At 40.1% G+C, this 24,674-nt stretch carries 24 protein-coding genes; all 24 read right to left on the reverse strand.

What is annotated here, in order from left to right:
• Nucleotides 1–72: 72 nt before the first annotated feature.
• Nucleotides 73–1,227: a glycosyltransferase family 4 protein gene (locus WG989_RS03345; RefSeq protein WP_340427340.1), complete on the reverse strand. Its 1,155-nt coding sequence runs from the start codon at nucleotides 1,225–1,227 to the stop codon at nucleotides 73–75.
• Between the two features lie 4 nt (nucleotides 1,228–1,231).
• Entirely contained in the window at nucleotides 1,232–1,864 is a 633-nt protein-coding gene (locus WG989_RS03350; RefSeq protein ID WP_340427341.1) for a class I SAM-dependent methyltransferase, read from the reverse strand.
• Nucleotides 1,865–1,908: 44 nt separating this feature from the next.
• Entirely contained in the window at nucleotides 1,909–2,724 is an 816-nt protein-coding gene (locus WG989_RS03355; RefSeq protein ID WP_340427343.1) for a glycosyltransferase family protein, read from the reverse strand.
• Nucleotides 2,725–2,733: 9 nt separating this feature from the next.
• Nucleotides 2,734–3,759 (reverse strand): TDP-N-acetylfucosamine:lipid II N-acetylfucosaminyltransferase family protein, encoded by a 1,026-nt coding sequence (locus WG989_RS03360; RefSeq protein ID WP_340427344.1) that lies wholly within the window; start codon nucleotides 3,757–3,759, stop codon nucleotides 2,734–2,736.
• Nucleotides 3,760–3,823: 64 nt separating this feature from the next.
• A complete protein-coding gene (locus WG989_RS03365) occupies nucleotides 3,824–4,567 on the reverse strand; it encodes an O-methyltransferase (RefSeq protein WP_340427345.1) in 744 nt (247 codons plus the stop codon).
• Between the two features lie 55 nt (nucleotides 4,568–4,622).
• Nucleotides 4,623–5,837, reverse strand: coding sequence for a glycosyltransferase family protein (locus WG989_RS03370; protein WP_340427346.1), 1,215 nt, complete (start codon nucleotides 5,835–5,837; stop codon nucleotides 4,623–4,625).
• Nucleotides 5,838–5,967: 130 nt separating this feature from the next.
• On the reverse strand, nucleotides 5,968–6,807 hold the full coding sequence (locus WG989_RS03375) for an O-fucosyltransferase family protein (RefSeq protein WP_340427347.1): 840 nt from the start codon (nucleotides 6,805–6,807) through the stop codon (nucleotides 5,968–5,970).
• 64 nt (nucleotides 6,808–6,871) lie between these two features.
• A complete protein-coding gene (locus tag WG989_RS03380; protein WP_340427348.1) occupies nucleotides 6,872–7,780 on the reverse strand; it encodes an LB_356 family protein in 909 nt (302 codons plus the stop codon).
• Complete coding sequence (locus tag WG989_RS03385) at nucleotides 7,767–8,792, reverse strand: hypothetical protein (protein ID WP_340427349.1); 1,026 nt, start codon at nucleotides 8,790–8,792, stop codon at nucleotides 7,767–7,769. Before WG989_RS03385 ends, WG989_RS03380 begins: the two co-directional genes overlap by 14 nt.
• A gap of 9 nt (nucleotides 8,793–8,801) precedes the next feature.
• Nucleotides 8,802–10,247 carry an MBOAT family O-acyltransferase gene (locus tag WG989_RS03390; protein WP_340427350.1) on the reverse strand — a complete coding sequence of 482 codons (1,446 nt, stop codon included), beginning with the start codon at nucleotides 10,245–10,247 and terminating at the stop codon, nucleotides 8,802–8,804.
• Entirely contained in the window at nucleotides 10,237–11,496 is a 1,260-nt protein-coding gene (locus WG989_RS03395) for a glycosyltransferase family protein (RefSeq protein WP_340427351.1), read from the reverse strand. The genes WG989_RS03390 and WG989_RS03395 overlap by 11 nt, the downstream gene beginning before the upstream one ends.
• The gene (locus WG989_RS03400) at nucleotides 11,493–12,473 is read right to left on the reverse strand and encodes a glycosyltransferase family 2 protein (protein ID WP_340427352.1); all 981 of its coding nucleotides are present in this window, start codon (nucleotides 12,471–12,473) and stop codon (nucleotides 11,493–11,495) included. The genes WG989_RS03395 and WG989_RS03400 overlap by 4 nt, the downstream gene beginning before the upstream one ends.
• Before the next feature lie 2 nt (nucleotides 12,474–12,475).
• Nucleotides 12,476–13,252, reverse strand: coding sequence for a class I SAM-dependent methyltransferase (locus tag WG989_RS03405; RefSeq protein WP_340427353.1), 777 nt, complete (start codon nucleotides 13,250–13,252; stop codon nucleotides 12,476–12,478).
• Between the two features lie 51 nt (nucleotides 13,253–13,303).
• Complete coding sequence (locus WG989_RS03410; RefSeq protein ID WP_340427355.1) at nucleotides 13,304–14,176, reverse strand: glycosyltransferase family 2 protein; 873 nt, start codon at nucleotides 14,174–14,176, stop codon at nucleotides 13,304–13,306.
• Nucleotides 14,166–14,948, reverse strand: coding sequence for a glycosyltransferase family 2 protein (locus tag WG989_RS03415; RefSeq protein ID WP_340427357.1), 783 nt, complete (start codon nucleotides 14,946–14,948; stop codon nucleotides 14,166–14,168). The genes WG989_RS03410 and WG989_RS03415 overlap by 11 nt, the downstream gene beginning before the upstream one ends.
• A 22-nt stretch (nucleotides 14,949–14,970) precedes the next feature.
• On the reverse strand, nucleotides 14,971–15,687 hold the full coding sequence (locus WG989_RS03420) for an FkbM family methyltransferase (protein ID WP_340427358.1): 717 nt from the start codon (nucleotides 15,685–15,687) through the stop codon (nucleotides 14,971–14,973).
• Nucleotides 15,688–15,702: 15 nt separating this feature from the next.
• Nucleotides 15,703–16,764, reverse strand: coding sequence for an NAD-dependent epimerase/dehydratase family protein (locus tag WG989_RS03425; RefSeq protein WP_340427361.1), 1,062 nt, complete (start codon nucleotides 16,762–16,764; stop codon nucleotides 15,703–15,705).
• A 1-nt stretch (nucleotide 16,765) separates the two neighbouring features.
• Nucleotides 16,766–17,833: an NAD-dependent epimerase/dehydratase family protein gene (locus WG989_RS03430; protein ID WP_340427363.1), complete on the reverse strand. Its 1,068-nt coding sequence runs from the start codon at nucleotides 17,831–17,833 to the stop codon at nucleotides 16,766–16,768.
• A 6-nt stretch (nucleotides 17,834–17,839) separates the two neighbouring features.
• Nucleotides 17,840–19,396, reverse strand: coding sequence for a hypothetical protein (locus WG989_RS03435; RefSeq protein ID WP_340427366.1), 1,557 nt, complete (start codon nucleotides 19,394–19,396; stop codon nucleotides 17,840–17,842).
• Nucleotides 19,393–20,559, reverse strand: coding sequence for a glycosyltransferase family 4 protein (locus WG989_RS03440; RefSeq protein ID WP_340427368.1), 1,167 nt, complete (start codon nucleotides 20,557–20,559; stop codon nucleotides 19,393–19,395). The genes WG989_RS03435 and WG989_RS03440 overlap by 4 nt, the downstream gene beginning before the upstream one ends.
• Nucleotides 20,560–20,564: 5 nt before the next feature.
• Nucleotides 20,565–21,788, reverse strand: coding sequence for a glycosyltransferase family 4 protein (locus tag WG989_RS03445; RefSeq protein WP_340427370.1), 1,224 nt, complete (start codon nucleotides 21,786–21,788; stop codon nucleotides 20,565–20,567).
• Nucleotides 21,788–22,651, reverse strand: a complete 864-nt coding sequence (locus WG989_RS03450; RefSeq protein ID WP_340427372.1) for a glycosyltransferase family 2 protein — start codon at nucleotides 22,649–22,651, stop codon at nucleotides 21,788–21,790. Before WG989_RS03450 ends, WG989_RS03445 begins: the two co-directional genes overlap by 1 nt.
• The gene (locus WG989_RS03455; RefSeq protein WP_340427374.1) at nucleotides 22,624–23,559 is read right to left on the reverse strand and encodes a glycosyltransferase family 2 protein; all 936 of its coding nucleotides are present in this window, start codon (nucleotides 23,557–23,559) and stop codon (nucleotides 22,624–22,626) included. Before WG989_RS03455 ends, WG989_RS03450 begins: the two co-directional genes overlap by 28 nt.
• Nucleotides 23,559–24,665, reverse strand: coding sequence for a DegT/DnrJ/EryC1/StrS family aminotransferase (locus WG989_RS03460; protein ID WP_340427376.1), 1,107 nt, complete (start codon nucleotides 24,663–24,665; stop codon nucleotides 23,559–23,561). Before WG989_RS03460 ends, WG989_RS03455 begins: the two co-directional genes overlap by 1 nt.
• Between the last annotated feature and the right edge of the window lie 9 nt (nucleotides 24,666–24,674).

A 24,674-nucleotide genomic window follows, 5' to 3' on the forward strand; every position in this document is an offset into this window, starting at 1 on the left:
GTCGTACTTCCTGCATAATAAATCCTAATTTAACTCATCGGCCACCCTAATCAACTTTAAACCCCTTATTTATCAACTCAAAACTGCTTCTTCCACCACCTCGGCCACCCGCTCGAGCGAAAATTTCTGAATATAGGCAAATGCATTCTTCCCCATCTCTCTTGCAATGCCACGATCATCAAACTTCTCCATCACCTGCAAAAGACTCAAACCATCACCACTTCGAAAAACAAACCCCGTTTCCCCATCTATTATCAATTCAGGCGCACAGCCACAAGCATCACTCACAATTGCAGGCCTTCCACAAGCCATTGCCTCATTCACCCCAAGCCCCCATGTTTCACTTTTGCTGGGTAATACAAAAATATCTCCCACGCGATACAGTGTAGGCATCTCACTTTGGTTACGAAAAGCTTGAAAAAGAATCCGGTCATCACTCGCAGCCGCTGCACGTAGTTGTTCTTCCTGTTCACCATTACCAACAAGAAGTAATCGGTAATGCTCCCCTTTCAACTGCTGAAATGAAGTAAGTAAGAGTTGTAGTTGTTTCACTTCATAAAACTTGCCGGCATAAAGAAAAACAATACAGTTGTCCGGAATGGAAAGTTGTTCCCGTTCTACACGTGCATTCGTTTCCCGCTTGTCTGCATCCATAGAAAATCGCTCGTTATCGATCGAATGCGGAGCGTAAGCCAATTGCTCTTGTCGAATTCCATAGTGCAGATAATAGGCTTTGTTATGCTCTCCCACATACAGCGCTTTATCTACCCGCCCATAAACCAATCGAAACAATCGTTTCTTTACAAACACCTTAAAACCTCTGTTCTGCACATGTAACAAATGTGAATCACCACGAAACAATAGTTTAGGGTATCCTCCAAATGAACGGAGTATCCGCAGGTGACTGAACAGGCTCCAGCGGTAAACCAGGATCGCATCAAATTGCGCTTCTTTTAATTGTTTGATCAGCCCCGGATTAATAACGCCAAAAAATCGGTTTGAATCCGGTTTGCCGGAAATGTTTTTTACAAACTCGTAATCGTAACCTTCCAGTAAGGGAATATCCCAACTCCGCTTCATTCCAAATTTTGCATCATACACTTGCTCTTTCGATTGTCCCCAGGTATAAAATACTTTTACAGCAATATGCTGCCGTTCATGCAAGAGGCGAAACAATGGAGCATTGTATTGGATGGGATGGGTAGTGATGATGGCAAGGCGTTTCAAAAAATTATTTAATTGCTTCTAAACCGAAACCATCGTTAAAACGATATTCATCGTCAACGATATGAAAGTGTTTGTCTGCAGAGTCTTTGTAAACCGCTTCCCGAACAGACGAGAATCCTGCATTTTTCAATTCACGGGCAAGTGCATAACGATCCCACATCCATAAATGATGAGAATGACCGAGGAGGCTTACGGCAAGTCCCTTTAATCCCACTTTACGCTCAACTTGTCCAAGTAAAACCGCATGCATAAACTCAATAGATGCATCTTCATTTTGTTCCAAACGCATACGATTATACTTAGCAATAAATGCTTCAAGGTCGGGAAGAATACAACGAAAAACACCGCCGGGTTTTAAATAAGAATAGCTCATTGCAATAGCCCGTCTGCAATCATTTAATGAAAGGTGCTCCAATACATGTGAAGAATAAATTCCATCGCAGCTTTCCGTTTTAATCCCCGGCAACCCTTCCACAATGTTGCCAACTTTTACACCGGTTGGGAAAGTGACCATGTTCCGGGTAAGCAGCTTGCCAATTAAAGGAATGCGTTGAATACGCAACGTGGGCGATGCGTCAAAATTTAACCATCCATCGGGAGCATTTAAGCCGCAGCCGAATTGTACATATTGAGTCATCGTATTTTGGGTTTACATTTTACAAAGATAGATTCTGGTAAAAGTTATCGCGGCGTAATATTAAACTCTTCCCGTAAACGCTTGGTAAGTGGCACAAACCTGACGATCCGTTTTACAATGGCCTTCAGTCTGAAACCGAATTCTTTTCTACCAATTTGGGAAATATTTGATTGATGAACAACGTACACAACCATTGCTTGCTTAACAGGATAAATTTCTACATTCATTTCTATCTTCATTCTGTCTTTTATCCAGCCATGATCTGTAAAAAGATTAAAGTCCTCCCAAACAAGTGATTGAAAGTCGGGAATTGTAACCAGATCTGTATGGAGCACATGTGTTGAACCGTTCAGAAAACGCATATTTTTCGGAATCCGAATCAGGTAATTTGAAGGAGCTCGATAGAGATATCCTTTCTCCAGATACCAACCTTTTCTTGTGTGTTTCTGCAGGTCTGCTGTCAAATATTCAAAAAAACTGTTCGACAAACGATCATCTGCGTCAAGAGCCATGATAAAGTCACAACCTGATTCCTTTGCTAATTTTGAAGCATAGCAAAGTTTACGGGCTTTGTCCCAACGACGTACAACCAGTTTCTTAGATTTGAATTTTCCCAATAGTAAATCTCTGTTTTCCATCTCTTCATATTCCTGATAGCCATACGGGAATAAATCATACCTTATACGGGAATCATCGATCTGAAAGTCGGGCGCATCGGTATAAACAACAAAAATATGGACGCTTTCATAAGTTTGCCTTAACACTGAATAGATTGTTTCTCGCAGAAGAGAACTTTCCTTGACCCAATCAACGGATTCTGCCTTTGGACGAAACGGAATGATTACTGCAAATTTTGGCAACTGCATCTCTTAATTACTGCTGTTTTGATTTGAATAAAATAAACGGGTTAGCTGCGTCTTATAGTTTTCGGGCGTAAAATACTGCTTCATGGATTGAATATTTTCTTTCCGTGTTTCCGGATCAATATCGGTAAGCGTAAACTCTTTTATATCATAAAGTGTTACACCCAAATCCTTGAATGCACCCCAAGTTGTAACGTCCTTCCGCAGAAATACCTTTTTCCCATAAGAAAGTAACGTAATAATGTTACCCAACCCTTGCTGCCTCCCATGATTAAAAATGCCGATTTGTATTTCCGTCAACATCTTTTTATATTGATCCAGAGGAATGAAATCGAGTAACGGCTTGAAATGATCACCAAATAACTCGGCACCTTTTTCTACGACATCATTTCTATAACTTTCGTTCCCGTAACTCAGAGGAACAATCACTTCAATACCAGCGTCCTTGAAGGGCAGCAGTATTTCAAAAATTTGAAGATGATTATTCGAAGGATCTGCAGAATTACCGACCAGAATTTTGATTGACTCCTCTTTCCCAGCAGTTCTTTTTCGGACAAGCTCTTCAAAAAAAGCAACAGTATAAAGGATCGATTCATGAAACTCACCTGCTGCGCCATACTTTTCTCGCACAAACTCATAATCACCCCTTACAAACCCCACAAAGTGTTGCAGCTTTTTAATGAGCCGCTTCTTTGAAACCGTTTCGCTATCGTAATAATAAAAATCACCGCCCCACATCATCCAGTAACATTTTTTTATGAGCCATGGCTGTAACAAAAGTAAACGGATAACTCCCTCGTGCCAAAGACCGTGCAGAATAATCCGCTGCGATCGATTAATGGCAAACACAAACTTCAAAAGCTTATAATAATTATCAACAATGGTAACATTCGGTAGATTGTCAAGATTATACTTTTTATAATCCTTTCCAACAATATAAAAGTGATGATCTCTTACATCAAATTCCTTCACCACAAATTCAATATATCCCCGAATGAATTTTTCAAAGATCATGATGTGGACTATACGCATAATGTGTTCTGTGTTTTTCAATTTTATATGAGCTGATGAACAAACTATTCAGAGATAGGATAAATTAATTTTTGATAAACAACATTGTTGTATATAAAACGGAGGTAAGACCGTAGGGGCAATGCCCTTGGAATTCTTTCGGAATCCACTTGTTTGAACTCAGTAATTCAGGGAATGATTGAAGGTAATATTGACGATCTGCATTATCAATCAACAACATTCCCCCACGTTTTACTTTCACTATAGAATGGGCTATGCAAGAAGGGCGAGCTCTCCCATCAACCACCACCAGATCAAAAGACGAATCGGCATATTCATCAATTGCTTCGGCATAGGCGACAAACCTCATGCCTTTATATTCAGTGAAACACGACAAGTAATTTTGAGGATCAGTACAATCTGCTTCTGCCATTTCAACAGTTACTTCAGGTTCAATAATCGAATATCTGATGTTCAATAAATTCAAGTCCTTTATTGCCGAAGCTACCTTGTCATACCACTCCGGGTTATGCTCAATAGAAACAACAGCTGCTGCCCTTTCAGAAAAAAATAATGTTGACCCTCCCGAACCATATTCAAAAACACGCATTTGTTTGTTCACTTTTTTTTCAAGGAAAGAAATTGAACTAAATACCAACCACGGAATACGATAATGTAAAATTCCCTCTCCGGAAGTTTTATAAAAACGCCATTGGCCAAAATAAGAAAGGTCATTTATAAACTGAAGAAGTTTCCCCCGCAACAGCAGGTACCTTACTGAAGTAAAACTGTAAATAAAAAAATCAAAAAAAGCACTTCGTTTTTTCATGAATAGTGGTTGCTTATATACTGCTGCAAAAGCCGGTCCTCACAAATTGAATTAGTTATATTATTTGATCGAACAGTTTAGCAAGCTTTGCAGTTACAGCTTTTGCAGAATATTGTTCAAATATTTTTTGACCCACATCCGATGGCTGAAACTGTTTCGTATACTCACAAAAATAATTCCAGATCGTTAGCCAGCGGGAAGCAATCTGATCGATCTCTTCTTCGCCGTTAAACCCTAATACCAACCCTGCATTCGCATCTTCCAGCACTTGCACCGCTGTGCTTGCACTGTGTAATACCGCAAGTATAGGCTTACCACTTAATACTGCCTGGTACGATTTACTGGGAGTATAATGCGGCTCGGTACTGCCAAGAATAAATACAGCATCAACTGCTGTAAGATGTACCAATACATCCAGGTATGGAATGCGTTTGGGATACTCAAAAACGACACGCTCCCACAAACCATATTTTTCTGCCAATGGTTTGATATTATACCCATTGGCATCATTGGGCGATTTACCCGTACCGATAAAATGAAATTCAACTTCGGCAAATTGTTCTTTATGCGCTGCAATGGCTTTGAATATCTCCTCAAGTGGCCGGTATGCTTTTGGCAACATGGCGCCGGCATAAAGAAATTGCAGTTTCTTGTTTTTTTGAAACAAATAGGGCTTTAATAACAGATCCTTCATTCGTTCATGATCCTGCGCTTCGCCGCCATAAGGCATAGCTCCAAATAAACAGCTTTTTGTTAAATGCGGATTACGTTCAATCACCGCTTTGTAATAACCTTCAGCAACACCTGTAATTAGCGCCGCTTGTTTTACAGCCTTTGGTTCCAACCACCTCGCCAGTCGTGTACTGAACCAATGCCGGGAAAATAACTGACCAGATCCGGGAAATACATGCACCCATGGATCAATATAATCAATACCATATTTTACACCTGTTTTCCGATGCAGGTAGGGCCCGATCAACGAAACATAAAACGATGGGATTGGGATATACACAAAATCGATTTGTTCCGTTTGAACTAAGTCCAGGGCCCGCTTTCGTAATTGATAAAAAGCACGCAGTCCGATATCGCCAATCAACCTTGGCTTCGTTACATTGTGAGCTTGTACCTTCTCAATACGCTGTTCTTCGGGCAAAAGCTTATGCAGGTTCCAATCCAATTCCTCCTCATAGAAATCTTCATGCACAGTTAAGATCACTGGCGTCCATCCAAAACTCGGTAAATGCTGCGCAAATAATCGGCTTCGGTGCACAGCTGCCAAGTTGGAGGGCGGATAATGTGGTGTTATAATGAGAATAGTTTTCAATTTACATATTTACGGAATTATTGACTGATACTAGTTTGTTTTTTAACAGTACCTGTACTCGTTGAAATTATTTTTCTCAAATGCTTTGGTTGTTCTTTTGTATTATCTCTAATGGGATATTTCCAATCTTTGCTGCAATGTCAGAATAGGAACTCCAATAAGATCCATAAATTTTACAGGTGCGGGATAATGAATACAAATCAACCATGGCATCTGTCATACCTTCAACTGTATTTCTGCTTAAAACTGCATTTGCGTAATATACCCGTTCACCAAACTCTGTTATTAATTCCTCTTTTACGTGCGGGTCATCGGTTGCAACATAAAACGACACTTGTTTGTTATATGCAACTTCATCACGCATTTTCAGTTTAAAATATTCTGTAGGGCTTTCATAAATACTGGTTTGATGGTCTCCCCTTCGAATATGAATACCAACCGTGTTATTCGTAAAATGTTTCGTATTTGCATTTATTTTAGCCTGAATAAGATCAGATGGCATGAAATACTGCAAATTTTCTCCTTGAAAGTAAAAATCGTTGCAGGCTTTTATATAAATATCCTTATTAAGTTGATCAAATTTCGAAACATCAATTACCCCGTTAGGCGCACACCAAACATACTCCCGCATATTTACATCATACATAATAAAACCAATACCCAGTAACTTTGAAATAGTTGCAACAAGCACTGGTTTTGCCCTCACTTTATCCAGGATATCTGTTCGCATGCTTCGTTGAACAATGTGCAGTGCTGGGTGCCTTTGAAACAGATCATAGAAATTACAATTTAATCCCTTCTCCCGCTCCCATACAATTTTTACGTCACAACCTATTCGCTTGCCAAGGCTGATTGCCGAAACCATGACCCGTATTCTGTTGGCAAGTCCTGAATGCGGCTTTACGATAACGTTCATGTATATAATTATTAGAGTTTATTGTTGCCAACGACGACTCGGTATTTCATGATTGCTTTTGTAGCTATTTTGCTCCCGCTGCATATAGGGCACTGTCAAGTTTTGGCGATAGTATACCAGCTCCCCTTCTGTTCAGGTGATGGTAGTCATAAAATCCCTCGTCAGGTAGAGGGTAACTTGAAAAATCAATAACTGTATAGTTACTATACTTTGTACGATAAACGGAATGCCATACAGAATCATACCCCCCCATACCAAAGTCCCGATGCACAGGCGACCTTAGCAAAATTAATCTCACCTTTTTTTGGTTACATAATTCTGCAATCGCATCAAGATAAACAAGATCGGGTGAGCTGTCGCTCACCATGAGCCCCTTTTTTGGATTTTGATTATTCTGATCACGTTTAAAATCAACCAATGAACTATCATGAACAAGATAACCACCAAAATTTCGGGAGCTGAAGATCGTTTGCTTTGGTTTCAGCAATAAAAGTAAATTTTGCTTTGTAGTCAGCGGCAGTGTGTTCAAATACTCTTTGGTATTACGTTGCAGAAGCTGGCAATGTTGTTTGAGTGTAATAAGCGGACCATAATTTGGTAAATGATGCTGAATAAATCCATTTCCGTTAGTCCATTCATTTGTCTGCCTCTCGCTCATATGAATTTCTGACAATTCAACAACAATCGTTTTTACTTGTGGATTGGCTGAAAGTAATTTATCTACTTTGGCACTCGTAAAAAAATAAGGCTCGGCCGTATTTGCAAAATTGCGAACCCGTGGAATGAGTGAATCATTATATGCATAAGCAGTTCGGGAATGCCCAAACAGGAAAATGGTTTTCCCGGCCACGGTTCGGTAAAGAGATGTTTCAGACGCAGCCTTATTACCAAGTAAAATAAGCGCTAATGCCAAACTAATTACACCCGCAAAAAAAACAAACAGGCGAACGATAAACTGTTTAATTGTTTTCATTGGGTTGTCCATAGATCCTGTACATAATTGAATCGGCCACATGAGGACGATAGTGTGAATCTTCGTAATAGTTTTCAATGGTTTCAGTGAATGCATTTTTGCCCGAAAAATCGAATACATTTATTGTACCAAACAACTCCTGCAGGTACAACAGATCAACAGGGGCTAATTTTAGTTGATCATAAAGTGGTGATACAACGATTTTATAATTTGTTTGATGTTTATCAAATACTTGTTTGATGCCGGTTAACAATTTTTTTTGTGCTCGCCCGATCACCGGCGCTACGTTAACAGCTAAGCTATCCCGTTTGTAAAATACAGGCTTCCGCTTTAGGTAATACTGCTCTTTGTTTGTTCGGATCTGCTGCTCAAGGAACTCCATGCGTTGTTCGTTCGTAACTGGATCATACAGCATTGGTATGGATTGAAAAATGCCGCCTGCTGCCGAATCCGGTTTAACGGAAAAAACAAAGGCTGGAATAAACTCTTTGAGAAATGCATAATTAAGAAATGCCTTAAAAAAGGTGATCTGAAACTTCAGCCGGCTTTCACCGGACACAGCCGGGTGTTTGATCCGAAAATATTTTTTTTGATTCTTAGTTTCTTCCAGTAGTACTTTATCAATAACAAGCAGCACATGTTTGATCTGGCAATTGTTATTATCTAGAAATCGAATTTTTTTGGCAACACCATAAAGGTTTTCACCGTATGCATCAAAATGATAGCAGCGGTCAGCGGGCTCACCAGTCAGTTGACCCCACGTATTTACTTCGTAATAAATTGAGCGTGAATTACCCAATACATAACTGGTATATTGTTGCCTGGGATAGCGGTTGATAAAATTCTCTGTTGAAACATAATCCTTGTTTAGTGTAACATAATTATTACCGCCGGATTCATAGTAGCTATTATAATGTCTTAGTACCTTAAACGGATCGTATAAAAAATATAAAACCATAAGCACTAACAGTGGCGAACAAAACAAAAGCAGTTTCGACAAAAGTCGTTTCATCTGCATGATTTAGAACTGGAAATAAATAAAGGTCTCTTCTTTACCACTGTACATAAATATAAGAATAGCAAGCAGGTAATAAAACGACCAGCGAAGCAGTTTTGGCCAGCCCGTCCCGAATTTCTGTAATGCATAGTGCTGCTCCCTTCCCAGCCATTCCACAACCATAAAGAACAGAATAAACAGGAGCGGTTCTTTTGGAAATAACTGCAACGGTTCCAGGAACGAGGACGAAAAAATAGTGCTCACAATATCCCAGGCCTGCGTAAGATTAGCCGACCGGAAAAAGATCCATGCAAAGACCGTTAGTGTAAACGTCAACAGAATACGACCTGCATCGGGAATGGAAGGCAATAGTTTGCCCTGCGCAACAATCGTAATATGATCCCGGTTTTTGTTCGATAGTAGTAATGGCAGAAAATACAAAGCATTGAGCAGGCCCCAAACAATAAAGGTCCAGTTGGCTCCATGCCAAAAACCACTCACAAGAAAAATGATGAATGTATTCCTCACCTTCATCCATGTACCACCCTTACTTCCGCCAAGTGGAATGTATAAATAATCCCTGAACCACGTGGAAAGAGAGATATGCCACCTTCTCCAGAACTCAGCAATATCTCTTGAAAAATAAGGGAAGGCAAAATTGCGCAGAAGTTCTATACCAAACAGTTTTGACACTCCCAATGCGATATCCGAATAACCGGAAAAGTCGCCATAGATCTGGAAAGTAAATAGTAACGCACCTAAGAACAACGTACTGCCATTGTAATCGGCACTTCCGTCAAAAATTATATTAACATATTCGGCGCAGGTATCGGCAATCACCACTTTCTTAAAAAGCCCCCACAATATTTGTCGTAACCCATCAATCGCCTGCTGGTAATTGAATTTACGGGGCACTTCCAGTTGCGGTAATAAATGTGTAGCACGTTCAATAGGACCTGCAACCAGCAACGGAAAATAACTTACAAACAACGCATAATTCACGAAATTGTAAACCGCCGGTATCCGTTTTTTATAAATATCGATGATGTAGGAAAGCCCGTGAAACGTATAAAACGAAATACCTACCGGCAGAATGATTTGAACAATTTTAAATGTGTACTTATCTACCTGTAATCCAAGGCTCGTCAAAAGACTTGTAAACTCAACAACAAAAAAATTGTAATACTTGAATACAGCTAAAAACCCTAAATTAATCCCGATACTCAGCACCAGCCAAAACTTTCGTTTTGCCTTACTCTCCGTTTCATGGATCTTAATACCGGAGAAATAATCCAGTAAAGTGGAAAACAATAATAAAAACAAAAAACGCCAATCCCACCAGCCGTAAAACACATAGCTCATCAACAGTAACATACTGTTTTGCAACCACAATTTTTTATTGGTTACAAACCAATAGAGCACAAAAACAATTGGCAGGAAAAAAGCAAAGTCTAAAGAGTTAAAGAGCATTTGGCGAATCGGGTTCAGTTAAATATTGGTTCGACGATAAAACACGCATCCATTGATTCGATACGTACATTAATTCCAAATCTGAAGAAAAAGAACTGGCATTCATAAATCGGGTCAATGCCTGCTGCCTGATCTCCTTCTTACAATTAATCAGTTGACGGATTCCTTTCTCCAAAACTTCGGTTGAAAGTTGCGTTATAATGCCGTGTCCCGGATTTTGAGAAAGAAAGTCAATTTGTGCTTTCGTGTTTGATGCAAAAAGAAACAAACCGGCTTGGTAGTAAGCAAGCAGTTTATTTGTGATACAGAGATCTCTGTTTTCGTTTGACGCAGCATCCTCTAATGCAACTCCCACATCGTAGCTTCCCAGCAAGGCATGCAATTCGTACTGCGCCAAGGGTTTGTGTACAACAACATTTACCACATGCTGGATATGGCTATGAAAAAATGCCCCGTCTAAATGGCCATACAAATGCAACTCTGCCTCGTTAGCAAAAGAACCAATGGCTCGCAACAATTGCTCCAGTCCTCTCCCCGCTGCTATATGTTGTGAAAACCAAACAAACCGAAACCGGTGTTCACTAACAGCAACTGGTGCTACAAACTCAGCAGCTTCAAAATAATTGAGAACCGTTGCTATCTGTTTCAGGCTTCCGTTACAATCCTTTTGCACTTCTTTCAGTATAAGTGGTGCTGCGGTTGTGATATAAGAAGCATAAGGCAATGTAGCCTGAATCAATTCTTTCATACGTTGCCGGCTCCGCTCATCTGTATATTCACCGGGGTGATAATCTTCCACATCAACACCAAAGGGAATGTGATGCTTTTGGGCATAATATTGAACAGGATAAAAACTTCCGGGATTATGAGCAACTACTAGGTCTGCTTTACCTTGCAAACGGCGCAACACATATAACAATAGAATCGTACGTTTTTGCAGAGCTTGGGAAAGAATAGGTTTCGTGCGAACACCTAGCCATACCAGCCCCTTACAAACTATCTGGGTCACAGTGCTGATAAGCCAGGGTATAAACGGTTTACGATCAGCAGAAATTTCCACCAGTTTTACCGCATCGCCAAATCGCTTTTTTAACCGATCATTTAACGGCCTACTCCAGTTCTCAAAACTAAATGCCACTACCACAACGCTATAACCGAGAGAAACGGCCAGCTCAACCTCTTTTACCAATCGTGGATTGGTGGCCAGACTGGAGGTTGTAACAAATACAATTTGTTTAGGTGGTATCAATTAAAAGGTAATTTTCGGTACCCTGCTCTTCGCAAGTATCCTTTCAGCAGTTTTGCCCGCTTCCAGCCAAACAAAAATGAAATACTTTGAAAAACAAGTCCTCCATCCATCTTGCGTTTGCTGCCGCCGAGGGTGCTCACCTTTTCTGCCACCAGTTGTTCAAGTTCCGCATCGGCTGGATAAATGCGGAATAACCATTCTTTATATCGGTCGGCACAAAGTTGTTGAGTAACCCTGCTGTTTTCTTTTGCGAGCAAATAACCACAACCAAGATCGGTAGAAAGTACTGCTGCTTTGAAAGCCGGCACCGATGGACGTTGCGACAGCGATGGCAAACCCGATCGGTAATACAACAACGCATCGCTAGCAAATAACACCTCATTTACATGCGTTAACAAACGCATACTGAACTCGAAATCATTGTTGAGTGAAAGACGTTCGTCCCAACCGCCTGTTTTGGTGATCACGGATCGTGGAATTAACCACAACCATGCACCCATCATATCATATTTCTGCGCCATTGATATCTTGATCCAATCCAGGCTTGGCAAATCTTTCCAAACAGGTTCAGGTGTAAAGATGGCTGAAGCAGGCTTGCCATCGTAGAAACGACCCCACGCACAGGATGCCAGAGCATCAGTACGACCTTCCATCCGTTTAACCTGTGCTTCCAGATGCATCGGATTCATCAAATCGTCCGCATCAAAAAATTTGATATAATCGCCGTTTGCAACAGACAATCCGAAATTTGATGCCGCACATTGTCCTTTATTTTCCTGGTAATAATAACGGATGCGGGAATCGTTGAAGCGATGAATGATGGTTGCCGTTTCATCGGTTGATCCGTCATTCACTAAAATCAATTCAAAATTACGGTGGGTCTGCTGTAACACACTTTGAATTGCCTGCTGCAGAAAGGCTTCTGCATTATAACAAGGAACGATAACACTTATTAAAGAAACATTACAAGCAGTCATGCCTAAAAATCAATCGATGTTTTCCCAAGTTTTCGAGTGATCATATTGCGAAACCTGACCGCCAATTTTATGGGCTGTAAACCCAGAGCCCAATCTCGTAGCTCAGTTTGATGTGTATAATGAAAGCACTCAGAAACAGCAAAGCCTTCTGCTTCAATCAATCGTTCTGTCAAATCTTCTCTCAAAGCGGGTTTATCGAAAACTGAACCGGCTTTCACATAATCGATAGTATTGGTTTTGTACCACATTCCAACATTAACATGATGTCGAAACTGGCCACGGATTGTATCTGCAATAACAAAGTGATTTGCCTGAAAATCTTTATACCAGTCCAGATGAGTCCTGCAGTTGATATGCCCATCGCCGCTTTGTTTTGGTACAGCAGCAGAAAACACAACAACATCTGCGACTCCCGTCATCCACTTTATTAAAGAGAAAGAAATTGTCGGCTGGAGATGCTCTGCTACTTCAAGTGATACTGCAAGATCATATGTTTCGTTTAATTGACTTAAAAATTGCGAAACCCCGGTTTCATCATTCAAATCAAGTGATTGAAACTTTATAGAATCATAACCACTAAAATCCGGTTTTGCATAGCCATCCAAAGCAAGAACTGCTACACCTCGCTTTCCAAGCGCTTTACTTAACTGTCCGCTTCCGCAGCCAAACTCAATAATTTTTTTTGGATTGTATGATTTTACTATAGCATCAGCTATTGGCGCATAGTCATACTGAAAGATGGGAGAATTGAAATATTTTTCCTGATAAAATTTATTCATACATTCTTTTTTAATTTACTCTGATATTTCAATGGTCGGAGTAAGAATAGATTAATTAATGTGAAATACCCCGTTAACAAAGTTCATCAAAGAAAACTCTGTTTTTTTTATAACTTTTATTGTTTTTTTTAAATTAAATCCTCTAAAAAAAAACATAGCCAAATTTACAACCATTCTGCGGTCATTTTTTTTCAGAATCCACCTTTTCGCATCTTCTGTAATTGGAAGATTTAATTCTTTTATCGCATCTCGTAGATACAAATATCCATTCGATAGATATGAAAATTGGTTATTTATCTCTTGCCCTTCATGTCTTCGATAAATCATGAAATCGAAGGGTAATTTCACAATTGAGGCTTGTGATGCAGCTTTAAGATTGTAATACATATCATTTGCAGGACCATACTTAGTTGGATATTCGCCTATAGATTTGAAAAAACTACGCTTTTGAATAGTACCACCTGGGCCGCAAACAAGAAAGGGTTGGTCAAAAAAATGTTCGTGAATTGCCTTTGTTGGGTTTATCAGAACGGGGTTACTTGTATCTGATCCCTTAACATGAATCCCAAAACCAGCCTCTGGAAACATTTGCATTGCACTCACACAGAGTTCAATTCCGTTATACAATATTTGATCGTCGGAATCAACATACATCAAATAATCCCCTTTTGCAAATGAAGCAGCTTTATTTCTGTTACCATAGTCTCCGAGATTCCTTTCATTTTTATACACCCTTATTCGTTGATCTTTAGCCGCAAACGATTGTGCAATTTCAACAGTTCCATCAACTGATAAATCATCAACAATTATCAATTCAAAATTTGTATATGTTGACGCAAGGACACTTTCAATAGCCTCGCCGATAAATTTTTCTCTGTTGTAAGCCGTCATCAATACACTCACCAATAGTTGTTCAGCTTGCATGTTGTGCCTTCCCCTTTTTTTGTTCCAGATGAAGAATATTTTTTTTGTAATCTCCCCTTGAGAAAAATTTCTCAATGAAACAATACATTAAAATAAAAAAATAACGGCTACCCATTTCCCTGATCTTGAGTTTTGAAACACCTGCTTTACGGTTTCGCCACGAATTTGGCACAACCGTATAACTATATCCACGCACGATCGTTTTTAACGAAAGTTCAATTGTTAGATTGAAATGTGGCGCCATTAATGGCTGTATTCCTGCAATAGTTTCTTTTTTGTATAACTTAAACGCATTGGTTGCATCATTATAACGGGTGCCAATCACCATACGTATTATTGTGTTAGCCATGCGGTTGATCACCAGTTTATGAAACGGATAATCAATGAGCTTACCACCCTTTATAAAACGGGATCCAAATACACAATCCACATTATCTTCCAACATACGATGATAAAAACGTACAAGGTCAAGCGGATCATCAGAGAGGTCAGCCATCATCACAGCCACACAGTCACCGGTGAATTTTTCCAACCCATAGCGTACTGCATAACCAAAACCATTCGGTCCTTTATTTGTATAGTAAACCAACGAATGAACCTGCTCCTGCAACCCCTGCAATACCTGTATAGTATTGTCTTTTGAATTATCATTGATCACAACAATTTCATGATCAATTTTATACTTCTGCAATACCTCGAAAAGAGTTTGCACAGTTTCTGCAATGGATCCTTCTTCGTTATAGGCAGGTATTACTATGGAAAGTTTGAGCATACTTGTATAAAGATTTTTAAAATCAGATTCGCTTAAACATCAACTCTTCGAAATCACCAAACCCATGTTTGATCTTAGCGCTTATTACAAATCCACTATTTTGTAACAGCAAATCGATCTCCTCAGCTTTAACTGCCTTTAGATACATATCATCATGATGCTGTTCAAGTTGAATGAATTGAATCGTAGCGGTATTTCCTTCAAATAATCCTTCCAGACATTTAAGCTCGTGCCCCTCGGTATCAATTTTAACCACGTCAATAAAATCAAGCGATTCTTCTTTTATGAATGCATTCAGGGTAATCACATCTACCTCATAAGAAGCTGCAACTACTTCTTCAGGCTTTACACCAAGTACCTTTGCCTTCATTTTCAGGTAATCAGAATCGTAATTCAATTCTTCAAACGTTGATGTTTCGTCTGTAACCGTTTCTTTTAACAGCAACTTTCCACTCTGGTTACTTACACCTTTATTAATAAGTTTTACATTTTCTAAGTGGCCGAATTTTTTCTTCAGAACCTGGTACAACCGGGGATTAGGTTTAAATGCAAAGATCTTTGCCTCAGGGAATAAATTTAGAAAGAAGCTGATGGTCTGCCCTTTGTTAGCGCCCACATCAAATATAACCGGTTTCTTAACCTCAACATGTTTACGGTAATAGTTCGAAAGCCTTGGATAAAAGATCAGCTTCTCATTAATATCGATCAGAAACTGAATAAGTTTTATACGTAATGACATAAGGAATAGTAGTGCTTAGATACGTGAACGTAATGCATTGAACATTTCTTCAAGTGTAACAGTGAGATCAAACTTCCAGTTCCACTCAGGATAATGCTGTTTAAACTTAGAAAGATCACTGATGTACCAGATATGGTCGCCAATACGATTTGTATCAGAATAAGTATAATTCATTTTATTGCCGCTTACGCTTTCGCAGAGTGCAATTGCTTCCAGCATCGAGCAGTTGGCAAAACGTCCGCCTCCCGCATTGTAAACTTCGCCGGGTCTGGGGTTCTGATAGAAATGCCAGAACATATTTACCAAGTCGTTACTGTGAATATTATCACGCACCTGTTTTCCTTTGTAACCAAAGATGGTGTATTGATTACCGGTAATGGCACACTTCATAAGATAGGCCAGGAACCCATGTAGCTGCGCACCTGAATGGTTGGGACCTGTTAAACAACCGCCACGAAATACAGCTGTCTTCATACCAAAGTATTTGCCATACTCCTGCACCAGTACATCAGCAGCAACTTTAGATGCGCCAAACAAAGAGTGCTTTGTATGATCGATACTCATGTGTTCATCAATACCATGCTCGTAATAAGCATGTGAGGAATCGATCTCCCATCTCGTATCTGTTTCTACTAAGGGCAGGTAATTGGGCGTATCACCATACACTTTATTGGTAGAGGTAAAAATGAAAACAGCTTCAGGACAAAATTGTCTTGTCATTTCAAGCATGTTCAACGTGCCCGTTGCATTAACGGAAAAATCAGTAAGCGGCTCACGTGCAGCCCAATCATGACTAGGTTGCGCAGCTGCATGAATGATAAGCTGAACGGCACTTCCATACGCTTCAAATACTTTTTGCAAAGCAGTTGTGTCTCTGATGTCAACCGTATAATGTTTATAGTTGTCGTATTGATTGGCGAGTCGTTCCCTGTTCCATTTGGTACTACCATCTTCGCCAAAAAAATACTGACGCAGGTTATTATCGATCCCCACAACAGTATCAAATTTATCTGCCAAAAAACTTACGGATTCACTTCCGATCAATCCTGCTGATCCTGTTACAATAGCTACTGACATGTTAATATAAAATTGGTTTTAGTTGTTCTTCATGATCTCTTATCCATGCATAGATTTCCTGCATGATCTTTTCAGGTGTGTACAATGGTTGCCATCCCGTGTTTGCAGTGATGGCTGTATTATCAGTGATGTATAATCGTACATCTGCTTTTCTGTTTTCAGGTATAGGTGTTATCGTAATACTGTTCCCGGTGATACGTTCGCAGATAGCTGTGAGTTCTTTCAGTGATACACTGCAATCAAATCCTCCTCCTACATTCTTGATCTGGCCGTTGATCGCATCAATATGTTGAATTTGCCAATCAATTAAACGAAACAAGTCGTGAATATGCAGCATGTCTCTTACCTGTTTTCCCATTCCGCCATAACCATTGTAGGTAAGATTCCGTTTCCAGAAATGACGGGCCATCCACAATACAATGACACCCTGATCCACCTTACCCATTTGCCACGGACCGGTAAGCACACCACAACGGTTGACGACAGCTTTCAATCCAAGAAATTCAATATACTCAGTGATCAATAATTCTGAAGCAAGTTTTGTAGCACCATAGAGTGACCTCGCACCTTCAATAGGGAACTCAGTAGTGATGCCTTTTGATGAAACACCTTTTATCGTTTGTTCATTGCTGAAATGAAACCGGGTATCACTTTCTGTATAAGCCGCTTCATCAAGCAAACCAAAAGGATAGATACGACTGGTTGATAAAAAGATGATACCTGCTTTTTGCTTTACAGCATAATTTAAACAATTGATGGTGCCAAGCAAGTTGGTGTTCACTACATAATCAGGTGTGCTATCAATCCCGGCAAGTACCGAAGGTTCTGCTGCCGCTTCAATAATAAAATCAACCTTCCCCACTTCATCAAAATCTTCTTTGTTGCGGATATCACCATGTATAAACTCAATACCTGCTGCCTTCAATCGGCCAAGACTTAACTCAGAGCCACGACGTTTGAGATTATCAAACGCTATAATACTTGCGTCAGGATAAGCAGCCTTAAAATAAAGTGCCAGGTTTGACCCTGCAAAACCGCAACCGCCGGTGATTAGAATTGATGTAAGCATAATTAGTTACCAAAAAAAATTATAGTACTTATTTGTTTCAGGATAATGGGAAACAGAAATTGTTTTGTAGCGTTCAGTAAAAATACCCTGGTAATTTGCTGGCAAAACATTCAGAGAATCGTCACTTACAATACATAACATCACAATTGGCAGGCCACCGGCAAGTTTTTTGATTCCTTCCGCCTTACCATTTGTCACGTACTCCGCCTCATTCAGGTTTATGCTTCTGCATTTAAAATAAAAACCGATGTAGGGGTCTCTTGAATTCTGTACCACAACAATTACATCATTCGGCTTTGGCTGAATGGGTAAACGATTTAACTGGCTGTAAACACCTGGCTCTGGTTTATTTTTAATTATCTGGTGTCGAAAAGCATATGAACGGTATAATCCAAAAACAAAGAATAGCAACAATACAGCCCAACCGCTTACCCTCGCAAACCTATTTTTTGCACTGACCACTACCCAAAACATATATCCAAAAAAGAGGTACAAAAACAAAATATTAGCTGTACTATAATATGTATGGATGAAAAAAAGATTGAAGAAAAAAAACAATGGAGCCAGATACAACAAAAGTAAACTGAGTGCGGCTAGCTTTTGTTTTTTATCTGAAAGAACTGAGAATAATACAAACAAAATACCAACAAGCATATAAGAGCTTAAATGCGAAAGCATCGAATATGTAAAATACTGTTTCCAGTTGTTGATAGATAACCGTTGTTCAAGTGTTCCAAAATTCCATGTTCTTGTGGCAGATGATGTCCACATGGCGGATAAAGGGTTTCCCTGTTTTACAGCATCGGCATATTTCACCCACATAAACGTAATGAAAAAAGCCAGTACGAAACCTGTTGTAGCCAACAGGAAAAAACGCAATTTTGTGAGGCTGAGTCGTAGTGGTTTGGCAAAAACCGACTGTCTGTTTGCATAGTAAAAAAACAAAAGAGCTGTTGCAGGGGCTAAAATTCCAATAAACGTAGTGCTTTTACTTAAGCCGCATAGTGTGCCAAATATTGTAAAGAAAAAAAGCGATGTATACTTTTTTGAATAGTGAAACCATTCGCACAGAAAATATATAGCCTGAAGACAAAGAGTTAGCGAAAATGTATCGATCAAAAAAACCGTATCAAATACGAGATAGAAAGGGAATAAATTATAAAAAATCAAAGCGATGTAAACTGCTGCAGAAGAAATGTTCAATCGTTTGCCGATTGCCAGCAGCAGCAGGTTGTTAATGATGTGCGCACTGATGTTGATGACCTTACCTGCAACAATTAAATCTATGCCGGAAAATTTATGAATGACTAAGGCCAAATATTGATACAGCGGAAACTCCATAGGCACTGTCCATGGAGAACCCATGATAGGAGTAAGATAACTCAGTTTAAATTCTGATAGTGAAAGATACAGTGACGTTATAGCCGTTTGCGATTGGCGGTAATGATGAATGGTTAGGTTGGGAGATAACGAAATAAGTGTAACTGCTAAAAAAGCAACTGCACTCAGCACCCATAGCCAACGAAAAAGAACTACCTGCTTGTCTTCTGTAATCGTTATCATTTAAGTTTTTTAGTTAATTGTAACACCATTCTTGTTGAATAAACAATGAAATTGGGAATACCGGGCTGATCAAGTATACTTCCATATACTTTCACTTTTTTTATGCTGCTTCGTTTTTGACTATGCTGCAATAGAAACTGTTCAATATTGGCTGTACAACGTGCAGCATCAAATATAATGTTGGCATATTGCATTGCAGCCGTTGTTAAGGCCTGCACCTCTTCTGGATGCAGTTGAAGTTTCTGAAACACTTTTACATATCCATCAATTTTATTTCCTTCAATTAACACCCCCCGCTCATTTCTACCAATCAACTCTTGTACACCTCCGGGCAAATTATTGACTATTGCGAGCACGCCTGCTTTCATTGCTTCAATGATTGTAACAGGCATCCCTTCTGCAATTGTTGGCAATACTAAAAAATCAAAACGTGGTAGTTCGTTGAGCATTTGAGCACTGGGTATAACTCCATAAAAAGTAACATTACTTTGAGCTCCCCATACCGATTGATTTTCACAGTTGTCAGACCCTTCCCCAAAAATGTGCCATTCAAAATGATGACCTTTCGTTCGTAATTGTTCATCAATAAGTGGTAGTAAAAAATAACCTTTCCCTTCCTCACATCGTCCGATGAATACAATCCGACTACCTGACTTTCTGCTGGCAAAGGCGTTTATACCTGGTACAGGCAACTCTACGTAAGTGATATCATTTGTACGTGCAGGAAGCTGCTGTTGTAATTTTTTTTTAATGGCCGATGCCACACATGCAAATGCGTTTACCGACGTAACATGCTTAATGGCGAGCCGGTAATAATATTCATAATCGCCATGTAAAAACATAATTACAGGATTTGCCAAACCGAGCTGTGATACCATACCTAACTCGAGCCAATCATGCGCAACAATTACAGCTTGCTCATCAGGTAGCAGTTTTGAAAGCTGTCGGCATGTGTAGTAGAAATTCCAGCGAGGCGAGTAATAAAACACTTGCTCACTGGCCGCACCAACTAAACCCGGAAGCTGAAAATTTTTTACCAGATCCTTATTGATTGTATAAATTACATGATTCTCAATTTCATTATGCTGCCTGTACAACAACAGGTTTCTGATAACGGATAATACTCCACCGCCTGCTCCGTTATGAAAATGGATGATTCGCATTGCTGTTATGGCACAGGTATTTTCATCACGGATCTGTAAATACTTTCTGTTTCCAGAATAAATAATTCGTTATTCATATTTTGAATTTTTTTCCGGCCCGCCGTTGCAATCTGTAAACGAAACACTTTATTTGTAATCAGCTCATTGATTGAATTAACAATGGAAGAAACATGTTTGGGTTCAAAGAGCAAACCTGTTTGGCGATCTTTAATAATTTCAGGAATCCCCCCACGATCCGATGCAGCTACTGCACAACCGGCGGCCATTGCTTCCAGTACTACTGTTGGATAATTCTCCCACAAACTTGGCACTACTGCAATATCGCTTTTGGCTAACTCCTGTTTTACCTGAGCACCTGTAAGAGCGCCGGTAAAACGCACCCGCTTGGCGACGGTGCGAAGCTCCTGCTGCATCCACCCTTTCATGGAGGGCATCTCTTCCGACACAGATTCATCTCTTCCAATAATAATCGCTGAATAATCCGGATGCTGCTCAAGAATGATTTTAAGCGCCGGAGTAAACGTAAACATTCCTTTCAGTATGGTGAGTTTGCCCACAAAACAAATCGTCTTTGTTTCACGATCAATAGGAAACTGAAACAATTCGCTGTCAGCTGTAAAGGGATTTGCCAGTAGCTTGATTTTTTCCTGCGGTAATTTCCAATAGGATATTCCCCAATCTCGCAAAGCCTTTGATGGCGTTAGAATCAGGTCGGCTTGCGTACAAATAATATATTCGGGATTCTGGTGCTTGTTGCTATCTGTTTTATTCCAGTAACCAAAATCGATGCGTCCTCGAAGAAATGCGCCCGCTACAAAACGCAATTTCGTGAGGAACGGTTGATAAGTATTCGACACTTTTGTAATCAACACACCGGGTGTATGCATTTTTACCAGCAATGGAATAAACGGATACTTCAACTTTATATCCAATCCACAAGCCCCTACCTCAGGGCTTTCCATTAAATCAACTTCATGGGCGTTAAAATATTGTTCAAAAACTGCTAATGCCCGGGCTCGAAATTGATTCGGGTCTGCCACAGGAACCAGATAATTGATACAAAACTCACGCTGCACAATCGACTCCTTGTTATGGTAATAAGTAGCCGATATTACCGACACCTTGTGCCCTTTCCGATAAAGCAAATTTGCCAAATGATTCATATACGAACCAATGCCACCTGTTGCCATCGCTGGCGGAAATTCATACGTTACAAGTAAAATATGCATCAGTTCTTACCTAGGATTCTGCCAAAGATTGATTTGGCTTTGCTCACCCATACTGGTTCCGTCATCTCCTGCACCTGTTTTTTTGTCCACCATTGCCAGTCATGGTCAAATTCAATTCCGAATTTTTCAACTATTCGGTTATAACTGGCTGTTAAACGTTCCTCACTGTAGCGCTGCTTTACGGCCTCTTTATCTGAACTGCTTTTTTGATACTGGTGATCATGGATCAACCGGATTGTATTGATATGGTACACTGCAAATGCTCCCTTTTCAGAAAGTATTGCACGTAAAGCAAATTCATAATCCTCAAATCCAACAAACATCCCTTCGTCAAACAGCCCGTATTGTTCAAACACTGCTCGTTGAATGAAAGAGGCCCCGCCGGGAAAACAATTTGTAACAGCAAAACTCCCCGCATCCACAAACACCTTGCTATTTTCTACTCGCACTCTTAACTGGTCGCTGTTACACTGTTCATGAACATTATAAATTTGCGGTACAATGATCGCAGTATCCGGATGCCCGGCTGTAAATTCCTGGAACAAATGCAGCCAGCTTTGAACAGGTTCAATAGTAATATCATTATCTACGCTCAGGAGCCATGGTGCCCGGGTATGCTGTATCAGAAAATTACGACCTCCCGATACGCCGAGATTTTTACCTGCATCCAGTAGATGAACTTGCGGATTGCTTGCATAAAACCGGGATAGCTTTTTAAGCTGCTGCTCATCCGAGCCATTGTTCAACACATAAATATGCTGACCAGAGGGCAAAAAACTATTGATGCAGTCAATTGTCTGATCAACTTTATTATAAAATAAGATAAGAATATCTACTAAACCCCCTTGAATCGATTCTCCCATTTTAATTTCTTTTTATAACTGATTCCCGCAAGTGCTAATAAAACATGCAGCAGGTTCTTTCCGTTTTTTTTGATCAGGAAACGCTGCCAGAGCCAGTACAGTGGACGAAAACCGCCATGCATATACAAGCTGATACTTTTGCGGTAGATATATTCTTTGAGGTAAGTGTCTGCCTCTTGATCAAACCCAAGGTGTTTTTCAGCAGTGCGAAGTTCAGCATCCTGGTAAGCAGGCGATTTTTGCTGATACATGGATGTACGGTGGATGCGGTATTGTACCACCGGCGTTGCAATGCCCTTGATCAGATATTGTTTCGACATACGCAGCCACATATCCCAATCTTCAAAATGCAATTCCTCATCAAACCGTAATGCTTGCAAAACTGAAGTACGGATGAGTGTGCTTGCTGCAGGTATAAAGCAGAGTTGTGCCAACTGGGCAAATAATTTACCCGATGGTACATCAGCATCAGTAAGCCAGTTCCGTTCTTCAAAAGGTGTACTGCCAAATAACTGCCCGTTTTCATCAATGGTTTCCACGTTTGCATACAGCATGGCATATTCTGCAGACAATGGATCAAGCTCCCCAACAAGTGTACTGATACAATGGGGAAGTAATCGGTCATCGCAGGCAATCACTTTTAAATAAGTTCCGCTTGCACGGTCACTCCCTTCGTTCAACGATTTTGAAACGCCGCAGTTAACAGTATGCGGAATAAATTCCCAGTTCAGTTGATGTTGCTGTAACCATTGCTGAATCACCAACACCGAATCATCGGTTGAACAATCGTCAATAATGATCACTTCAAGATTTGAGTAATCCTGCTGCCGGATGCTTTCCAGTGTTTCAGTTACATACCGGCTGTGGTTGTAACAAAGTGCTGTTACCGTTACTAAGGGAACCTGCATCAGCTTGCAAAAAATTGTTGAATGCTGGCTGCTACAAATTGCGTTTGCTCCTTCTGCATACCCGGCCATACAGGCAAGCTCAGGCAGGTATCAGCCAATTGTTCTGCTATGGGAAAGTCGCCTTTTGTATAACCAAGGCTGCTGTATGCTTCCTGTAAATGTACAGGTATGGGATAATGGATCAATGTACCGATTCCCTGTTGGTGCAGGTATTGTTGCAGTGAGTCCCGTTGTTGCGTACGTATTACATAGAGGTGATACACATGGCTTGCTCCGGTTGCCACATAAGGGGTTATAATATCACCCACTCCTGCCAGTAGTTCGTTATACCAGGAAGCGATCTCCTGCCGCTGCTTTGTCCATTGCTGCAGATACTTCAGTTTAACACTTAAAAAGGCCGCCTGCATTTCATCAAGCCTTTGGTTATAACCAATTATCTCATGTTTGTATTTCTGTACCGAACCATAATTACGAAACATGGCTGCTTTTGCAGCAAGTGCAAGATCGTTTGTAGTAACAGCACCGGCATCACCTAATGCACCCAGGTTTTTACCAGGGTAAAAACTGGTAGCGTTGATATGCCCCCAGCTACCGGTTAGTTTCCCGTTCCACACGGCGGCATGCGCCTGCGCATTATCTTCAATTACAAACAATTTATGTTTTTCGGCTATGGTCATTATAGCCTCCATATTACATGCCTGCCCGTATAAATGCACCGGCATAATTGCTTTTGTGCGAGCGGTTACTGCTGCTTCAATTTTAGTTACGTCAATATTATATGTATGCTCATCGGGTTCTACAAACACAGGTGTTGCACCTGTATACGAAACAGCGAGTATCGTTGCAATATATGTATGTGAAGGAAGGATCACTTCATCACCCTCGCCGACCTCTAAGGTCCGGAGAGCAATATGCAAAGCGTCTAAACCATTGCTGATGCCAATTGCATGTTTAGTTTCATTAAACAACGAGTACTCTTGTTCAAATTGTTTTACCGATTCGCCCATGATATACCAATTGCTTTTAAAAACTTTTTCAAAAGCCTGATGAATTTCGGGGCCAATTTGTTTATTCGTATTATCGAAGGATAAGAAAGGTAGTTTCATTCGAATTGC

Source organism: Lacibacter sp. H407, assembly GCF_037892605.1.
Taxonomy (GTDB): Bacteria; Bacteroidota; Bacteroidia; order Chitinophagales; family Chitinophagaceae; genus Lacibacter.